The organism is Cysteiniphilum sp. QT6929, assembly GCF_030035755.1.
In the GTDB taxonomy this organism is placed as follows: domain Bacteria; phylum Pseudomonadota; class Gammaproteobacteria; order Francisellales; family Francisellaceae; genus Caedibacter; species Caedibacter litoralis.
The window spans coordinates 2161927-2178433 of record NZ_CP103983.1; the positions used below are offsets into that span (position 1 = coordinate 2161927).

Annotated in this window: 18 protein-coding genes and 2 tRNA genes; 7 read left to right on the forward strand and 13 right to left on the reverse strand. The window is 40.3% G+C overall.

Features of this window, described 5'->3' with window-relative positions:
- Nucleotides 1-26: 26 nt before the first annotated feature.
- The 7 genes from NYP54_RS09445 to potA all read right to left on the reverse strand — a co-directional run bounded on the left by NYP54_RS09445 (nucleotide 27) and on the right by potA (nucleotide 6835).
- Complete coding sequence (locus NYP54_RS09445; protein WP_283156295.1) at nucleotides 27-383, reverse strand: (2Fe-2S) ferredoxin domain-containing protein; 357 nt, start codon at nucleotides 381-383, stop codon at nucleotides 27-29.
- Between the two features lie 16 nt (nucleotides 384-399).
- Nucleotides 400-1314 carry a lysine exporter LysO family protein gene (locus NYP54_RS09450; RefSeq protein WP_283156296.1) on the reverse strand — a complete coding sequence of 305 codons (915 nt, stop codon included), beginning with the start codon at nucleotides 1312-1314 and terminating at the stop codon, nucleotides 400-402.
- Nucleotides 1315-2649 (reverse strand): metallopeptidase TldD-related protein, encoded by a 1335-nt coding sequence (locus NYP54_RS09455; protein ID WP_283156297.1) that lies wholly within the window; start codon nucleotides 2647-2649, stop codon nucleotides 1315-1317.
- Between the two features lie 104 nt (nucleotides 2650-2753).
- Complete coding sequence (locus NYP54_RS09460; RefSeq protein ID WP_283156298.1) at nucleotides 2754-3875, reverse strand: MltA domain-containing protein; 1122 nt, start codon at nucleotides 3873-3875, stop codon at nucleotides 2754-2756.
- 94 nt (nucleotides 3876-3969) lie between these two features.
- Nucleotides 3970-4797, reverse strand: a complete 828-nt coding sequence (locus tag NYP54_RS09465; protein WP_283156299.1) for an ABC transporter permease subunit — start codon at nucleotides 4795-4797, stop codon at nucleotides 3970-3972.
- Nucleotides 4797-5714, reverse strand: a complete 918-nt coding sequence (locus NYP54_RS09470; protein ID WP_283156300.1) for an ABC transporter permease subunit — start codon at nucleotides 5712-5714, stop codon at nucleotides 4797-4799. The genes NYP54_RS09465 and NYP54_RS09470 overlap by 1 nt, the downstream gene beginning before the upstream one ends.
- The gene (gene potA / locus NYP54_RS09475; RefSeq protein ID WP_117002350.1) at nucleotides 5711-6835 is read right to left on the reverse strand and encodes a polyamine ABC transporter ATP-binding protein; all 1125 of its coding nucleotides are present in this window, start codon (nucleotides 6833-6835) and stop codon (nucleotides 5711-5713) included. The genes NYP54_RS09470 and potA overlap by 4 nt, the downstream gene beginning before the upstream one ends.
- A 190-nt stretch (nucleotides 6836-7025) precedes the next feature.
- Between potA and NYP54_RS09480 the strand changes: the two genes are divergently transcribed.
- The 5 genes from NYP54_RS09480 (at nucleotide 7026) to NYP54_RS09500 (ending at nucleotide 11070) form a co-directional block, all read left to right on the forward strand.
- Nucleotides 7026-7169 carry a hypothetical protein gene (locus tag NYP54_RS09480; protein ID WP_283156301.1) on the forward strand — a complete coding sequence of 48 codons (144 nt, stop codon included), beginning with the start codon at nucleotides 7026-7028 and terminating at the stop codon, nucleotides 7167-7169.
- Nucleotides 7170-7251: 82 nt separating this feature from the next.
- The gene (locus NYP54_RS09485; RefSeq protein WP_157968236.1) at nucleotides 7252-7713 is read left to right on the forward strand and encodes a PACE efflux transporter; all 462 of its coding nucleotides are present in this window, start codon (nucleotides 7252-7254) and stop codon (nucleotides 7711-7713) included.
- Between the two features lie 239 nt (nucleotides 7714-7952).
- A complete protein-coding gene (proC, locus tag NYP54_RS09490) occupies nucleotides 7953-8813 on the forward strand; it encodes a pyrroline-5-carboxylate reductase (protein WP_283156302.1) in 861 nt (286 codons plus the stop codon).
- Entirely contained in the window at nucleotides 8810-9373 is a 564-nt protein-coding gene (locus tag NYP54_RS09495; protein ID WP_283156303.1) for a YggT family protein, read from the forward strand. The genes proC and NYP54_RS09495 overlap by 4 nt, the downstream gene beginning before the upstream one ends.
- A gap of 284 nt (nucleotides 9374-9657) precedes the next feature.
- Entirely contained in the window at nucleotides 9658-11070 is a 1413-nt protein-coding gene (locus NYP54_RS09500; RefSeq protein WP_283156304.1) for a DHA2 family efflux MFS transporter permease subunit, read from the forward strand.
- A 1-nt stretch (nucleotide 11071) separates the two neighbouring features.
- On the opposite strand, the gene rpoH is transcribed toward NYP54_RS09500, so the two are convergent.
- From rpoH to NYP54_RS09515, 3 genes are all read right to left on the reverse strand, one after another.
- On the reverse strand, nucleotides 11072-11947 hold the full coding sequence (gene rpoH, locus NYP54_RS09505) for an RNA polymerase sigma factor RpoH (protein WP_117002365.1): 876 nt from the start codon (nucleotides 11945-11947) through the stop codon (nucleotides 11072-11074).
- Nucleotides 11948-12119: 172 nt separating this feature from the next.
- A tRNA-Glu gene (locus NYP54_RS09510) sits at nucleotides 12120-12195 on the reverse strand.
- A gap of 25 nt (nucleotides 12196-12220) precedes the next feature.
- A tRNA-Ala gene (locus NYP54_RS09515) sits at nucleotides 12221-12296 on the reverse strand.
- 306 nt (nucleotides 12297-12602) lie between these two features.
- Here NYP54_RS09515 and NYP54_RS09520 point away from each other — a divergent pair.
- A complete protein-coding gene (locus NYP54_RS09520) occupies nucleotides 12603-13022 on the forward strand; it encodes a type IV pilin protein (RefSeq protein WP_283156305.1) in 420 nt (139 codons plus the stop codon).
- 4 nt (nucleotides 13023-13026) lie between these two features.
- On the opposite strand, the gene NYP54_RS09525 is transcribed toward NYP54_RS09520, so the two are convergent.
- From NYP54_RS09525 to NYP54_RS09535, 3 genes are read right to left on the reverse strand one after another with little or no spacing between them, the layout of a single operon-like run.
- A complete protein-coding gene (locus NYP54_RS09525) occupies nucleotides 13027-13737 on the reverse strand; it encodes a putative DNA-binding domain-containing protein (protein WP_283156306.1) in 711 nt (236 codons plus the stop codon).
- Entirely contained in the window at nucleotides 13734-14564 is an 831-nt protein-coding gene (locus tag NYP54_RS09530; protein WP_283156307.1) for a DUF692 domain-containing protein, read from the reverse strand. Before NYP54_RS09530 ends, NYP54_RS09525 begins: the two co-directional genes overlap by 4 nt.
- A gap of 20 nt (nucleotides 14565-14584) precedes the next feature.
- Nucleotides 14585-14941, reverse strand: a complete 357-nt coding sequence (locus NYP54_RS09535; RefSeq protein WP_283156308.1) for a hypothetical protein — start codon at nucleotides 14939-14941, stop codon at nucleotides 14585-14587.
- 389 nt (nucleotides 14942-15330) lie between these two features.
- Here NYP54_RS09535 and NYP54_RS09540 point away from each other — a divergent pair, with 389 nt between their 5' ends.
- Nucleotides 15331-16500 carry an IscS subfamily cysteine desulfurase gene (locus NYP54_RS09540; protein WP_283156309.1) on the forward strand — a complete coding sequence of 390 codons (1170 nt, stop codon included), beginning with the start codon at nucleotides 15331-15333 and terminating at the stop codon, nucleotides 16498-16500.
- Nucleotides 16501-16507 lie beyond the last annotated feature (7 nt).

The following is a 16507-nucleotide window of genomic DNA, read 5'->3' on the forward strand; positions in this document are numbered from 1 at the left end:
AATATTAACTCAATTGGTAATGACTTTTAAGTCCAATTTTTAATTTGATATTTTGTCACGATCTTGCCACCAATTAAATGCGACTGAATAATCTCTTCAAGAACTTCGGGGGTGCATGAGTGATACCATACTCCTTCAGGATAAACAACAGCAATAGGGCCTTGCGTGCACACGCGTAGGCAATTGGCTTTGGTGCGATAGACTTCACCAGATTGTGAGAGTTTAAGCTCAGATAACCGTTTTTTTAGATAATCCCAAGCAACGAGAGAGTCATCTTTGTTGCAACATTTATCAACGCTTTGATCGCAGCATAAAAAAATATGGCGTTTAATATTATTCAAACCTAGTGTTTGCGCTTTTTGGATTAATAATTCATCTTGCATAACAATCCTTAGAAATTTAAAAGGGAATAAGGTTAAATAGTGGAATAAGAATCGGCGTTGCCAGAGTTAATACAAATCCACTACTAATGGCGACAGGTACGGCTTGAATACCGATATGATCTTTAATGACTGGTAGACTAAAATCCATTGCCGTGGCACCGCTATAACTCACCAGTTCAGTAGGAATGCGTTTTGCCAATACTGGAATCACAATAATCGCGATAATCTCACGTGAGAAATCGATAAAAAATGTCATTGTACCGAAGTGGGCATCAATCAGTTGAGCATTTAATATACTGGCTAAACTATACCAGCCAAAGCCGCTTGTGAGCATTAATGCATGTGATAATGGAATATCAAAGAAAAGTCCTAAAACAGCGCCAACGGCAAGAGAGCTGATCATTAAGATAATTGCAATCATAATGCCTGTTTTATTCTTGAGAATTTGAGTGAGAGAATGACCTTCGCGGCGCATTTGGATCCCAATAATAAATAAAGTCAGGATTAAAATGGCATCAATAATAAGTTCGATATGCAAAAGGGGTTTGTTGATAAATAGTCCAAGTAACGTACCAATAACAAGGTAAAGGAGATATTTGCAACTGGTTAGAATCGGTTTTAGCGGGCTTTGTGCCTTGACCATGTCGTGATGCGCTTTGATTGCGCGTTTTGGCTTTAAACGCAAATAACCATAGACTGCTAATACATTGATAGTAAACAGGGCAGCAATAAAGCTTAAGGTAATGCCAAGCATTGAAACAAGTTCACCTTGCAGTTTATAGATAAGCTCGCCAAAGTTATAACCCATGACCGCAATAATCAGGCTAATCATCGCTGACAGTAGTTTATTCATCAGCTTGTTAGATAAGAATTTCAGGTCAATAAAATAACCAAGAATTAATGCTGATAGAATAATAAGTGCTTGAATCATTTACTCACCACTGATGCTACATTGTTTTATGAGTAGTGAGCCACTTCGGATGCGTGAAAAAGGCTCAATATCATCACCCGTGGCAATAATATTTTGCAGCATGTCGCTTAGATTGCCGGCAATGGTAAAGTTATCAACCGGGTAGCAAATTTCACCTTTCTCAACATAATAGCCCATAGCACCTTGTGAATAATCACCCGTGGTAATATGAAAGCCTTGCCCCATGGTTTCATGGATAATCACACCCTTATCGATTGATTTAATCAGGTTGTCATACGATTGAGTGTTGCTGCTATGAACTGTTAAGTTACTTATACCACCGGCGTTACCTGTGGTTTCACGCTTTAGCTGACGTGCGCTATAACTACTTAATAAATAGCGATTTAAAACGCCATGGGTAATAATCGGGTTTTTACCCAAGTTAACGCCTTCGTTATCATAAAGTTGATTGCCAAGTGCTTGTGGAATATTAGGATTTTCAATAAGGCTGATATCTTCAGAAATGACTGATTGATCAATTTTATCCAAAAGGAAAGTATCTTTATGGTATTGGCGTTGTCCTTTGATGGCGGACAATAAGGCACTCCAAAATGAGCGGGCAATAGCTGGCGATAGGAGAATTGGCAATTGCTGACTTTGCATGCGTCGTGGGTTTCTGCGATCTAGCGTACGCTTAAGCGCAAGCTTAGCGATATGATCAATACTTGGCAGTGTGGTAAAATCATGCGCGCTATAGTAAGCATTATCACGTTGCATGCCATGATTATCTTTGGCAATAAGCCCCATGCCGATGCTGTGACGTGTCTCAGGATACACATGCAAAAAACCATGACTATTAGCAAAGCCATGCAAGATCTCAAAACTATCAATGTCAACGCCTTCAGAATGATCAATGTCATTGCTCTCCAATGCTATTGCCTCGCAATGCTTGGCATGATCAATGAGTTTATCAATACTAAAGTTTGCAATAGGCTGATAAAGCTCAGGCATTTCAGATGGTGTGCATAGGAAGCGCTTATCAATGACTCCGGCAAAAGGGTCTTTCTCGGTAAAGTTGGCGATGGTTTTGGCATTATCGATAATCGATAGAATGCTTTTTTCACTGAGATCAGAGGTTTCAGCATAGCCGGTTTTGCCTTGATGATAAATGGTAACACTCAACTGCTGAGTAACATTGTACTCTAAGGTTTCGGTCTGTTGATCGCGAACGGCAATAACATGTCCTTGGTCATAGCTGCAATTGATTTCAAAAGCATCGATATTTTTCTTATGCAGTACGCGACTTGCAAATTGAAGAACATCTTGTAAATAGCGCTTTTTATCGAGAATAGACATGTTTAGTAATATTGAAATCTTTAAAGTGTAATGTGCTACATTATCGGCAATTGCTTAAGATAAGGCAAATCTTGATTGGCGTTTTTTGATACTTTAAAAAGGAGTTATTTTTTGGCAAGGTGAAGAGCGTCTGCTCTTGGCAGAAGCACAAACATTTTGCCCAAATTCTTCATGTGTCCTGCGTAATACTCAGCCTCGCTGCCACTGCCCCAAAATACATCACCACGAATCGCCCCACGAATGGCTCCTCCGGTATCTTGGGCAATCATTAGACGATCGAGTTTATGCGTTTTATTGTGATTACCCTGATAGGTTGTACTCAACCAAACAGGTGTGCCATATTGGTAGAACTTACTATCAACAGCAATGGAATAACCTGGCGTTAATGGTACACCTTGGGCACCAATGGGATTACCATGGCTAAGCACGCGGAAGAAAACAAACGAAGGGTCATAATTTAATACTTTATCAGCATCTTTGGGGTGATCATATAACCACTTCTTGATCGATTGCATTGTAATATCCTCACGAGGCATAAGCTTGTTTTCAAGTAAATAGCGACCAATTGGGCGGTAAGGTTGACCATTTTGACTATCATAACCAACAAGAATGCTATCACCATTAGTCAGTTCAATGCGACCAGATCCCTGAATCTGCAAAAAGGTGCGCTCAACGCGAGAGCTCACCCACGCAATCACGTCTTTGCGCGTGAAAAAGTTATTTTTGGCAATTTCTTCACGCGTGTAATAAGGTGTGAATTTACCATTAACCATGCGTCCGTATTGTGTGCCTGAAGCTGTTTTTTTCTGGATTAAATCAGCAGGGGTTTTATAAATAGGAACAGGAAATTCAGCGGTACGATATAAACTGCCTGCGATAGCTGGTGCATAGTAACCCGTAAAAAGACCTTGTGATTCATCATTATAACGTACCTGAAATGGCGAGAAGTTTTGCTCAATCATCTCACGCGCACGTCGATCGGTATGGGCTGATACAGCTAATATATTCTGGCAGCTACTTTGCCATGCTTTGTTGTAATTATTATTTTTGACAATGGCTTTGCATGAAATCTGTAGCGCTTGATAGGCTTGCATTTGATCGCCACAATCCCAGTCGGGTAAGGCTTGATAAGCGACTGGTTCAAAGCTAATACTTGTATTTGCCGATAAACACAAAGGCAATAATGAGGTCAATGTGCTTAAGCAAAGCAAGTATTTTTTCTGCATAGAAATTATTTAATTTAGTATTTATATTTTAAGATGTTGCCATTGTCGCGATCTGTTGCCAGATGTCAAGTGTGTTTTTTATGATCACGTTGATTTATTTTTGCTTTTGTTTTTTACGCTTATTTTCCATCTTAAAGGCAATGTATGCCCCCACAACAACGCAGGTTGAAATGATGGCAATCATTAATGTGGCTAATGCGTTAATTTCAGGTGTTGGTCCATTTTTAACCGTTGAATAAATATACATTGGCAAGGTAGGGTCGCTGCTGCCGGCGACAAATTCAGTAATAACCAAATCATCAATCGATAACGTAAATGCTAATAAAAATGAGGCAATCAATGAGGGAATGATCTGTGGCAGGGTAATCTGAAAGAAAATTTTAGCAGGCTTGGCACCTAAGTCCATTGCTGCTTCCTCAATAGAGCGATCAGCACTGGCAATACGCGCTTGCATGACAATCGTCACATAGGCAGTACAAAAGGTAATGTGTGCGATGATAATTGTCATCATACCGCGCCCATGTGGCCAACCGATGAGATTCTGTAAAGAGGTAAACATCAACAACAGTGAGACCCCAAGCACAATATCTGGAAGCACCAGAGGTGTGATGACCATGCCATAAAGGAAGTTTTTACTTCTGAAGTAGTTAAAGCGCGTCATGATATAGGCCACCATGGTGCCAAGTACTGTCGCACACAATGAGGCAATAAGGGCAACTTGTAAGCTGATTAAAGCAGCACTAATAATATCCCCATCTTGAAAGAGTTCTTTATACCAATCTAAGGTAAACCCACCCCATAAGTTAATGATTTGTGAATTACTAAATGAAAAAAGGATAAGAATCCCTAAAGGGATGTATAGAAATATCAAGCCTAGAATGAGCATTACTTTACTGTATGAAAAAAAAGAGGAAATACGCATTATAGACTCCCAGAAGCTTTTGCCTGACGTTGTTGGATTTTTTGCATCCAAATCACAGGGATCACCAAAATAATCAATAAGATAACAGACATCGCTGCTGACATTCCCCAGTTATTGGCAGTAAAGAATTGCTCCCAGATAACACTACCGATCATAACACTATTTAATCCACCCATGATTTGCGGCACTACCACCTCGCCGACCGCAGGGATAAATACCAGTAGGCTTCCAGCGATAAGCCCAGGCATGGAAAGTGGCAAAGTCACTTTAAAAAATGTCTTGACTGGTGTAGCGCCTAAATCAGCTGCAGCATCATTTAAAATAGGATCCAATTTAATTAATGTGGCATACAGGGGTAATACCAGAAAGGGCAGATAGCAATAAACCATCCCTAAATACATTGAGAAGTTATTGTATAGTAGTGCCATGCTTGGTAAGCCTAATTTCATCAAAAAGACATTAAGTTGATGATTGCCAAGAAGTGTCACCCATGCGTAAGTTCGCAATAAAAATGATGTCCAGTAAGGGATAATAATCATGATCAGAAAAATCAGCTGAACATTTTTGCGTTTGATGCGCGATAGTGCTAACGCCATTGGATAGCCGATGAGAATACACAGAATTGTCGTAAAAAAGGCGACACTAACTGAGTCAAACAGGGCAATAAACACTAAGTTAGAACTGAGCGTTTGCATATAGTTACTTAGATGTAAAATAATATGCAATGTATGGTCAGTGTATTGTAAAATGGCAGTGAAAGGTGGGGTGCCATTAGCAGGTAATGTGAAGCTTATCGTTAAAACAAACAAAAAAGGTATGAGCAAAAACACCATAAACCATAACATGGGCACCAAAATAACAAAGCGATTTTGCCACTTATGCACAAAATGAGGATCAAGGTTATGAAGCCATTTCATGAGTACAACACCATAATGTTTTCAGGCTCCCATGTCAGATAAACCGTATCTTCCCAAGTTGGGTGATCGGCATTACGCTCAACGTTAAAGTCTGTTGCTGTGATACGTTTGCCGCTTGCACTTTCAACGTGATAAGTTGATAAACCACCCATATAGGCGATATCTTTAACTTTACCAACGATCGTATTGACTGGTTGACTTGGGTTATAATCTTCAGGTGGCGTTTTCGAGATAGATATTTTCTCAGGTCGGAGTCCAACCCAGATTTGTTGGGCTTCAACACCATCAATGCGGCGATCGAGTTTAAATGAGCACTTAGTTTCATCGGAGTCAATAACACTTGAGTCATCATTGATCTCACTAATGGCACCCTCAAAAATCGCACTTTTACCAATAAAATTAGCAACAAAGCGCGTTTTAGGGAACTCATAAACCTCTTGTGGAGGACTTACTTGTTCAAGCCAACCTTCAGACATAATACCAATACGTGACGCCATCGTCATTGCTTCCTCTTGATCATGCGTGACCATGATAAAGGTACTACCGGTCTGCTCTTGGATGTCTACTAGTTCAAACTTCATTTGATCACGTAAGTTTTTATCAAGGGCTGATAATGGCTCATCTAGCAAAATAAGCTTAGGTCGCTTTGCCAAGCAACGTGCTAATGCAGCGCGTTGACGTTGACCGCCAGATAATTGATGTGGTTTACGTTTGGCTAAATGCTCCATCTTAATAATCTTAAGTGCGGATGCCGTGCGCTTAATAATCTCATCTTTTGGCAGTTTATCTTGTTTTAAACCGAACATGATATTTTGCTCAATCGTCATATGTGGAAACAGTGCATAAGATTGAAACATCATATTAATCGGGCGATTATATGGTGGGATATTGGTCATATCCACGCCATCAATGAGTATCTTGCCATCAGTTGGTTGTTCAAACCCTGCTAAAAGTCTAAGTAAAGTACTCTTACCACTTCCTGAGCTGCCAAGCAGGGCGAAAAACTCTTTTGGATAAATATCTAAAGAAATGCCATCAACGGCAGTATGACCATCATCAAAGCGTTTGACTAAATTACGAATGCTAATGAGTGGTTTCTTATTATTAGTTGTTCTCTCCATTGGGCATAAATCCCCCATCTGTTAGTCGCGTTAAAAAATCAGGCTATAGGATAAAGGGGTTTTTATAAAATGGAAAGCAAAAATATTATCTAGTGCCTGAACGGAAATAGCGATATTTTACATTTTCAGCGCAACAGATAGGCTGATATTTGACCTTCAGCATTGTTGTTTATCGAGCGCTTTGCATCTCATGCCAATATTCACGTTGATTTTAGCGGCTATTTTCTTATCCGAAATTCCAAGTATTCTTTCTGTCATTGGCGGGATTATTGCCGCTATTGGCTCGATTGTGATTAGCAAGTTTGGTGTAGCTGTTACGCGAAAAGATCAGTGAAGTGGTTACAAAACCTTGAGTTTAAGGAATCAATTTGAAACAATGCACGATATTAAAATTTTTAAATACGATGACAGATAGCATGAGTCAGCAAAAAATGAGCATCAAAGGACGTATTGTCCATATGTTATCGTTTGAATTCATCGCTCTTTTGATTGTGATTCCATTATCGTATTTTGTGCTTAAGAAAAACGCAGTCGCACTGGGCGCTTTGGCTGTTATTCTTGCGATTGCGGCAATGCTTTGGAACTTTATTTATAACTGGCTATTTGATGTGATTGAAAACAAATGTGGTGGTATGCGCTTTAAACGGAAATTTTGGTTAAGGGTCGTGCATGCTTGTTTATTTGAGTTATCGTTATGTCTGGTTAGTGTGCCTTTTGTGATTATGTTGTTACATTTACCTTTTATTGCGGCATTTACGGTGAACTTAGGTTTTGTGTTTTTTTATTTGTGCTATGCGCTTGTTTTTAATTATATTTATGATCATATTTATATGAGGGTTGTGAATGCGCAATTGCGTAGACAAAAAAGAAATGTATAAAGAATAATTAGTTGGAGTTAGCATTTTAGAAAAAAACTATGATTTTAAAACACCCCGTCAGCCTACGGCTGCCACCCCTCTTGTAAAGAGGGGAATTAGGCAAGGATGATTTTATATTCCCCTCTTTGCAAGAGGGGTGCCGAGCTTGCGAGGCGGGGTGTTGAAGTAGAAAAAGTGTAGATGCCAATAATTAATAAAGTTTAAAAAGATGTAAAAGAAATAAGAAAAAGGATTTAATAATGGTTAATGCTCAAATTTGCTTTTTAGGTGGCGGTAATATGGCAAGAAGTATTATCGCGGGGTTAGTTAATGATGGTGTTTCTGGTCAATCGATTACGGTGGTTGATCGCAACCAAGAGAAACTGGATATGCTTAATCAGCTGTTTCGTGTTAAGACAACACAAAGTGTTGAGGATGCCGTGAAAAATGCCGATATTATTATGTTATGCGTTAAACCACAATCGTTAAAAGAGCTGATGTTTACGGTTAAAACGGCATTACATAAGCAGAATAAACCGCTGTTTATATCGATTGCAGCGGGTATTACCTTGGCGCAAATTGCGCATTGGCTTGTCGGTGACTATGCGATTGTGCGCGCTATGCCCAATACGCCAAGTCTTATTGGCTGCGGAGCGAGCGCGCTCTTTGCTAATGAATATGTCTCGCGTCAGCAAAAAGAGATGGCTGAGCAAATTATGCGTAAGGTTGGTGTTATTACGTGGGTTGATCATGAGAGCTTAATTGATGTCACAACAGCGATTTCAGGCTCAGGACCGGCTTACTTTTTCTTGATGATGGAGCATATGATTGATGTGGCAATATCACTAGGACTAAGTGAAAAGCAAGCGGCATTGCTCGTGACGCAAACCGCCTTTGGTGCAAGCAAAATGGCACTAGAGAGCACACAAACCTTGTCACACTTGCGTCAAAATGTCACCTCAAAAGGAGGGGTGACCGCTGCGGCATTAAAAGCTTTCTCAGAAACAGGTTTTAAAGAGAGTATTGCAAAAGCAATCAAAGAGAATCTCTCACGCTCACAAGAGCTGGCAAGCCAGTTTGGTAATGCGTTAACACATAATGAACAAAAGGATAAAGTATGATCAATGCCGTTAATAATGTTGGACTTTTCTTAATAGAGATTATCTTTAGCTTATTTGCTTATGCCGTACTGCTTAGGTTTTTTTTACAATGGGTAAAGGCTGATTTTTATAACCCGTTTTGTCAGTTGATCATGCGTGTCACTAACCCCTTGTTAAAACCATTGCGTCGCATTATTCCTGGTTTTTTTGGTCTGGATTTTGCCGCCCTTGTTTTGGCATATGTTGTGTTATTGTTGCAAATTATTTTAATACAAATGCTAAGTGCAAAAAGCTTTTATATCCCATGGGCTATTATTTGGTTTGTTGCAGTGATAAAGCTTATTCTAACGGTGATCTGGATGTATATTATCTTGATCTTTATTCGCTCGATTGCCAGCTGGTTTGCGCAAGGCTCATATAATCCTGCTTTAATGGCATTGCACCAGTTGACCGAACCATTGCTTAGAAAAGCACGCAGAATTATCCCGCCAACACAAAGTGGTATGGACTTTTCGCCAATGTTGGTATTACTTGTGCTTATTTGTTTGCAGATATTTATCTCGTCAATTTTTGGGATGTAGCGTGCTCTTACTGTATAAACGCAGAAAAATTTAAACTTTGGGGTGATGATACCCATTGTAAATCATTTTGCGGTGTTTAGTTGCAAAGCAGTTTGCAGGGGTTTTTCAAAGTTGGATTGCAGGTAATAGCTAGGACTATTGCTAAAATTCAACTGTGTAAAAGCGCGTGAAATGCAACGCAAGAAATTCTGTAAAATGGTTTGTGATGGGTATGAATTTCATTTGATACAGGCATAGTATTCGCATAGACTTAACGCGGGTTTTATGTTGGAGAGGGTGGTGAAGTGTCAGATCTATCGATGGTGGCGATTCGTCGGATAGTGCCTTTGATTGTTGCAGTGGTGATTTTTATGGAGTTTTTAGATCTCACTATTATTAATACCGCTATTCCTAGCATTGCCAGGGATTTTGGTATAAGCCCGATTTTGCTTAAATTTGCGGTAGCAAGTTATTACATCAGTCTTGCCATCTTTATTCCGATTAGTGGTTGGTGTACGGATCGCTTTGGCACAAAGAGAGTATTTTTATTTGCGGTCATAGTTTTCACTTTGTCATCACTTGCTTGCGGGGTATCAAACTCGGTGGTAATGTTAACGCTTTGTCGCTTTTTACAAGGTGTCGGTGGCGCCTTTATGACGCCTGTGGCACGGATTATTATCTTGCGATTATTCTCACGCAAAGAGCTGATCAAGGTGCAAGGGGTTATCTTCACGCCTGCGATGCTCGGTTATGTATTGGGTCCTTTTGTCGGTGGGATAATATGCGATAGTCTAAGTTGGCACTGGATCTTCTTTATTAATCTGCCAATTGGTTGTTTGGCGTTGATCGCGGGATTTATTTATATTCAGCAGCATGTTGCTAAGACGCTAAAGCGCTTTGATATTGTTGGGTTTTTGATTGCTGGTTTTGCTTTGGTAATTGTCACCTTCGGGGTCGAGATGATTGGGCATTATGATATTGTCAGTAAGGGTGTTGTTTATACAAGTATTGTGATCGGCATCGTGTTATTGCTGATACTGGTGGTGCATTGTTTGAAGAAGGTTAATCCAGTACTTGATTTGATTGTTTTTAAAGTCAAAACATTCAAAACAGCTGTGTCAATGAACGCCATATCATTTGCATTAACAGCAGGTGTTTCACTATTGCTGCCTTTGATGTATCAAGAAGGTTTTGGTTTTGATGCGGCAACCTCTGGACTTCTGACTTTGCCTATTGCTGTAGGTTATTTGACCTTTAGAGGGTTCGCCAATCGTATTATTTCGCGCTTTGGCTTTAAAGCTGTTTTGCAGGTAAATCTGATTTTGGCAATGATCTGGCTTGTGGGTATTGCGCAGATTGAGCAGCATAGCTCGGTTATTTATATTGTGATTGTTGAGTTTTTGTATGGCTCGAGTACGATTTTGATCGGTTCAGCCATTGGCGCATTAACCTATATGGATCTCAATGCGGATCAAGCAGCTAATGCAACGTCAATTGATCTCACAATTCGTCAATTTGCGGCATCGATGGGTGTGGCATTAACAGCGATTGTTTTAAGCAGTATGTTAAGTGTGTTTAATTTATCACTTTTTAGTCCAAGTGCTGAGGTATATCACTACAGCTTTTATGCGATGCTGGTACTTTGGTTAGGTGCGTTAATCATAAGTCTTAGCCTAACTAAAGCCGATGGCATGGCGGAGCTGACAATAGCGAAGTGATTCAGATGCGCGTAACAGCGCGTTTGAGCTTATCCATAGCCAGTTCTTCAATTTGGCGAATGCGCTCGGCGGATACATCATGCTTTGCTGCTAAATCATGAAGGGTGAGTTTATCTTCAGCAAACCAGCGGGATAAGATGATGTCTTTACTGCGTGCATCAAGCTTGTCAATGGCTTCTTGTAATTTACCTTGAACTTTTTCCTCATAGTCATCTTCAACAGCTGTCTGCTCGGGGTTTCTTGATTGATCTTCAAGATATAAAGCCGGATGAAAACTTGACTCATCATCTGATTCTTCAACCGGTGCATCAAATGCCATATCATAGGCATTCATGCGTTTCTCCATTTCAAGGACGGTTTCAGGCTTAACACCTAGCTCTTTAGCGACACTTTGGATTTCTTCATCACTAAACCAACCCAAGCGTTCTTTGCTACTTCTCAAATTAAAAAACAGTTTGCGTTGCGCCTTGGTCGTCGCGATTTTAACAATACGCCAGTTTTTCAAAATATAGTCATGCATTTCGGCTTTAACCCAATGCACAGCAAAGGAAACAAGACGCACACCGACATCAGGATCAAAGCGTCGTACTGCTTTCATTAAGCCGATATTACCTTCCTGAATCAAATCAGTAATTGGTAAACCATAACCCGAAAATCCACGTGCGACTTTAACGACAAAGCGCAAGTGTGAAAGAATCAGCTTTTGTGCCGCATCAATATCATTTTGTTGGCGTAAGCGATGCGCTAGTTCTTTTTCTTCTTCTTCGGAAAGCATCGGGATACTGCTGGCAAAGCGGATGTAGCTATCTAAGCCATCCGTATCAGAAAGTGCTGGTATTGGTAAGGTGTTTTTTTTAGGAACGAGTTCTTTACCCATATGCTGCTCGTGTTGTTCATAATGCTGCAAAGTATAGCATATATATACCCATCACAAACCATTAAACACCGCAAAGCGATTGATAATGGGTATATAGCATTGCTGAAGATGTTTTAAGCGTGAAAATGTTTAACTTTAGAAACAAAAAAACCGCTTAACGCGGTTTTAATGATGGCGTCCCCAAGGGGATTCGAACCCCTGTTACCGCCGTGAAAGGGCGGTGTCCTAGGCCTCTAGACGATGGGGACACAAACTTGTGTCATATCAGTTTACTGGTGGAGCTAAGCGGGATCGAACCGCTGACCTCTTGCATGCCATGCAAGCGCTCTCCCAGCTGAGCTATAGCCCCGAAACTGAAGCTGCATTCTAGGGAGGTTTTAAAAGGCTGTCAAGCGCTAGATTTAAATATTCTTAAAATTTGAGTTTTTTGTCGGCTGCTGTGTGAAAGTCTTTCATACCGTTCGTAAATCATTTTGCGGTGTTCAGTGTCGAAGAAGTTTTTGATGCTTTTAGATGATTGGGTTGCAGGTAATAGCTTGGACTATTGGCAAAATTCAATCATCTAAAAACACTAGAAATTCAATGACAGAAATACTGTAAAGTGGTTTGCGGGCGGTATATACTAGGTGCATAAACATGGATAGCGAGTATAAAAATGTCTCTTAAAAAAATAAACAGGAATGCTAAAACACAAGGTTTCTCATTGATAGAATTATTAATCATCGTGGCAGTGATTGCCGTGTTAGCGGCAATCGCCATTCCGATGTATAGCAATTACGTGCTAAAGGCGCATCGAGCCGATGCAGTAAGCTCAATCAATCTAATTGCAATGAATGAAGAAGCATGGGCGTTAAGCTCAGGCACTTACACAGCAACGCTTACTAATGTGTGGTCAGGAACGACCTCAACAAGAGGTTTTTATGATATGAGCTTAACAGGTGTTACAAGCAGTGGTTATACAGTTATTGCAACACCAACTGGATCACAAACAGCAGATAGTGGTGATTGTCCTAATTTAACGCTAGTCGCCAATGGTGGCGCAATTACACGCACTCCAATTGCCTGCTGGGAGTGATGAGTTAAATTGGGATAAGAATATTCTTGTCAATATACGACTGGCAGAGCGCTCTGCCATTTTGCAATAAGTCCTCACTTACAGGTAGCGATAAATTGCGCGCGGCAGTCGTAATTGCTTGATCAATACTTTGGGGTTCCGTCATCAATAGCTCTAATAAATGAGCACTTAACAAATTTACTTCCATAAACAATACTTTAAAGTTGATATTGCGATAAACCACAAGAAAAGTTGGATTTAGTGGTGGTTTTTCGGGAGTGAAGTCTTTAGATATTTGATGCACTGGATAGCGATAGACAAGTACGCGAGTACTGTTATTCGTCATGAAGTGAGCATTAGAGTCTGGGTTAGTTTCACTCTCAACAGATAGCTCAACATCTAGTTCAACCCACTCATAGTGCATAAGCTCATGCAAAAAAGACCAAGGCAGTGTCGCTATCGTATTGATATGTTCAACGAATTGCTTGGGCAAATCATAAAAATAAGGGCTTTTACTTTCGTAGTGGGCAAGAAATCCTAGGGTTAATATGCGCCATTGCTCCTTTGATAAAATGCTAACACTGATAGGAAATGCACGCTTTAAAGTGTTATTGATGTTGTTGTAAATAAGATTTTGATAAATTCCCATTTGTTCATGATTGATATTAGGAATGTCTTTTGATGCATTTTGCTGGCGTAAATTACAGGTAAAATCAGTCATTATCTTATAGCTCATACGGGCTCCCTTGAATAAACCTGTTGCTGAATTTGGGCAATGGTTTGAAGCTCGCGCTTTAAACTCGCCAAAGGAGGTAGGTTGAAATCACGCTCAAGCAAGGTTGGAAAGAAGCCATGTGTTTGGTAGCAGTAACAAAGAAGCTGCCACACCGGATCGATCACATCTTCACCATGAGTATCGATAATGAGTTGTGGGGATTTCTGCCAATGACCGGCAACGTGGATATAGTCGATTTTGTCACTGGGCAATTGCTTGATAAATTGCTGTGGGTCATAACCATGATTAACACTATTGACATAAACATTATTCACATCTAGCAGTAGCCTGCAACCGGATTCAGAAACGACTGCTTGAATAAAATCAATTTCACTGAGTATTTGCCCAGGGGCTGCATAGTAGGATGCATTTTCTAGAATCAATGGGCACTCTAGAATATCTTGTACTTGCTCGATACGTGTAGTGACGTGCTTAACCATCTCTTCACTAAAAGGCAAGGGTAACAAGTCATATAAGTAGCCTTGCTGATCTGAGCAATAGCTTAAATGTTCACTGTATACAGTAATCTGATGCTCACGCATAAAGGCTTTAATGCGTTTGATAAAATCAATATTTAAGGGGGATACCCCACCAATCGATAAGCTTAATCCATGCAGTACGATGGGGAATTGTTCACGATATTTTTTAAGTAAGTGCGCGCGACGACCACCTATGCCAATCCAGTTCTCAGGCGCTATTTCAATAAAATCAACCCCCTGAGGGCTCTGCAATAGCGCGTCAAAAAACTCCTGACGCAGTCCAAGTCCTATGGCTTGGTGATCTAGCATGCGTTTGTCCTTGTTATTGTTTATTGGTCGCCATTATCATTGTCGCCGCTGTCATCGTCACTGCCACAGCTGCCAGAACCGCATTTCATATCACTGCTTTTATCAGATGAAGCACCACATGAACCTGAGCCACATTTACCATCTTGTGATTTATCCGTAGTGTGATCACTGCCGCAGCTACCAGTGCCACATTTCATGTCACTCGATTTATCATTATTTGTACTGTTTGCATCAGTCACTTGGCTGCTTTGTCCATTTTGACCATTGGCATAACCGTTATTCATATCATTGCTTTGAAAGTTACTATCAGCAAAGGCGTGTGTTGACATGCCAAATGCTAAAGCTGAAGCGATGATTAATGATTTTGTAGCTTTCATAGAGTTGTTCTCCTTGTTGTGGGTTTAAAATCCTTCTTAGTGTGTTTTGCAACAGCATCCAAGTTTGTGTTAAACATTGGAGTTACGAACTTTTTCTATTTCAACACCCCGCCTCGCAAGCTCAGCACCCCTCTTGCAAAGAGGGGAATTAAAATCATCGTCGCCCAATTCCCCACTTTGCAAGAGGGGTGGCAACCGCAGGCTGACGGGGTGTTTATAAAATCATAGTTTTTCTAAAGTGCGTAACTTCGGTTAAACATTAGCATAGCGAAAATAATAAAAAATGCACGAGGTGGATTGCAAATAAAGTTTTTCTTTTGGCATTGCTCTGTGATGGGTATAAACTATGTGCCAGTAATGACGCTAATGTTTATAAATATATTCTGGTTATGAAACAAATATATCTTGATTATGCCTCAACAACACCGGTTGCTGATGAGGTGGTGGCACAGATGCTGAAATATCTAAGTGTTGACAATGCTTTTGGTAATCCGGCATCAAATACGCATGATTATGGTTGGCAGGCAAAAGAAGCCGTAGATAATGCGCGAGTACAAGTTGCCAAGCTTATTAATGCGGAAGCACGTGAAATCGTTTTTACCTCAGGTGCGACAGAGTCGGATAATTTGGCGATCAAAGGGGTGGCAGATGCCTATGGATCTCGTGGTAAGCACATTGTTACCTCAATGATTGAGCACAAAGCAGTGATTGATACTTGTGCTTATCTTGAAACAAAAGGTTATCAGGTAACTTATCTTAAGCCCGATGCTAAGGGTCAAATCTCATTAGCGCAAATCAAAAATGCATTAACCAAAGAGACGATTTTAGTTTCAATCATGGCAGTTAATAACGAATTAGGCACGATGTATCCTTTGGCAGAAATTGGCAGCTTATGCCGTGAGCGTAAGATCTTATTTCATGTTGATGCCGCGCAAGGTGTTGGCAAAATCAACATTGATGTAAAAGCAATGCACATTGATCTGTTGTCAATCTCAGCACATAAGATCTATGGACCAAAAGGCATTGGTGCGTTATATGTCAGAAGAAAGCCTAAAGTAAAACTCACACCATCGATTCATGGTGGCGGGCATGAGCAAGGGTTTCGTTCAGGAACGTTGGCAACACATCAAATCGTAGGATTAGGTAGCGCCTGTGAGTTAATGTCTTTAAAGCAAAATGAATTAAATAAACATGTGCATGAATTGCGTAATCAGTTTTTACAAGGGATAAATGTATTACCTGAGTTAATCATTAATACGCCACTAGACAATAGCTATGCTGGAATTGTTAATATTACCTTTAAAGGCGTTGATGGTGAGTCATTAGTGGCAATGCTTCATCAGTTAGCAGTATCGATGGGATCGGCATGTAATTCAGCCAGTGTTGAGCCGTCATTTGTATTAAGTGCCATTGGTTTAACACAGCAACAGGCACATGCTAGTTTACGCTTTTCATTTGGTTGTTATACCACGACAGAAGATATCGATATTGCGATCACAGCAATCGTTGATGTGGTCACTAAATTGCGTGCATTATCGCCACTATGGCAAGGTCAATAGTGCCATG

Coding starts and splice junctions, on each gene's coding strand:
- NYP54_RS09445 (WP_283156295.1), bottom strand. CDS start 383: ATGCAAGATGAATTATTAATCCAAAAAGCGCAAACACTAGGTTTGAAT.
- NYP54_RS09450 (WP_283156296.1), bottom strand. CDS start 1,314: ATGATTCAAGCACTTATTATTCTATCAGCATTAATTCTTGGTTATTTT.
- NYP54_RS09455 (WP_283156297.1), bottom strand. CDS start 2,649: ATGTCTATTCTCGATAAAAAGCGCTATTTACAAGATGTTCTTCAATTT.
- NYP54_RS09460 (WP_283156298.1), bottom strand. CDS start 3,875: ATGCAGAAAAAATACTTGCTTTGCTTAAGCACATTGACCTCATTATTG.
- NYP54_RS09465 (WP_283156299.1), bottom strand. CDS start 4,797: ATGCGTATTTCCTCTTTTTTTTCATACAGTAAAGTAATGCTCATTCTA.
- NYP54_RS09470 (WP_283156300.1), bottom strand. CDS start 5,714: ATGAAATGGCTTCATAACCTTGATCCTCATTTTGTGCATAAGTGGCAA.
- potA (WP_117002350.1), bottom strand. CDS start 6,835: ATGGAGAGAACAACTAATAATAAGAAACCACTCATTAGCATTCGTAAT.
- NYP54_RS09480 (WP_283156301.1), top strand. CDS start 7,026: ATGCCAATATTCACGTTGATTTTAGCGGCTATTTTCTTATCCGAAATT.
- NYP54_RS09485 (WP_157968236.1), top strand. CDS start 7,252: ATGAGTCAGCAAAAAATGAGCATCAAAGGACGTATTGTCCATATGTTA.
- proC (WP_283156302.1), top strand. CDS start 7,953: ATGGTTAATGCTCAAATTTGCTTTTTAGGTGGCGGTAATATGGCAAGA.
- NYP54_RS09495 (WP_283156303.1), top strand. CDS start 8,810: ATGATCAATGCCGTTAATAATGTTGGACTTTTCTTAATAGAGATTATC.
- rpoH (WP_117002365.1), bottom strand. CDS start 11,947: ATGGGTAAAGAACTCGTTCCTAAAAAAAACACCTTACCAATACCAGCA.
- NYP54_RS09520 (WP_283156305.1), top strand. CDS start 12,603: ATGTCTCTTAAAAAAATAAACAGGAATGCTAAAACACAAGGTTTCTCA.
- NYP54_RS09525 (WP_283156306.1), bottom strand. CDS start 13,737: ATGAGCTATAAGATAATGACTGATTTTACCTGTAATTTACGCCAGCAA.
- NYP54_RS09530 (WP_283156307.1), bottom strand. CDS start 14,564: ATGCTAGATCACCAAGCCATAGGACTTGGACTGCGTCAGGAGTTTTTT.
- NYP54_RS09535 (WP_283156308.1), bottom strand. CDS start 14,941: ATGAAAGCTACAAAATCATTAATCATCGCTTCAGCTTTAGCATTTGGC.
- NYP54_RS09540 (WP_283156309.1), top strand. CDS start 15,331: ATGAAACAAATATATCTTGATTATGCCTCAACAACACCGGTTGCTGAT.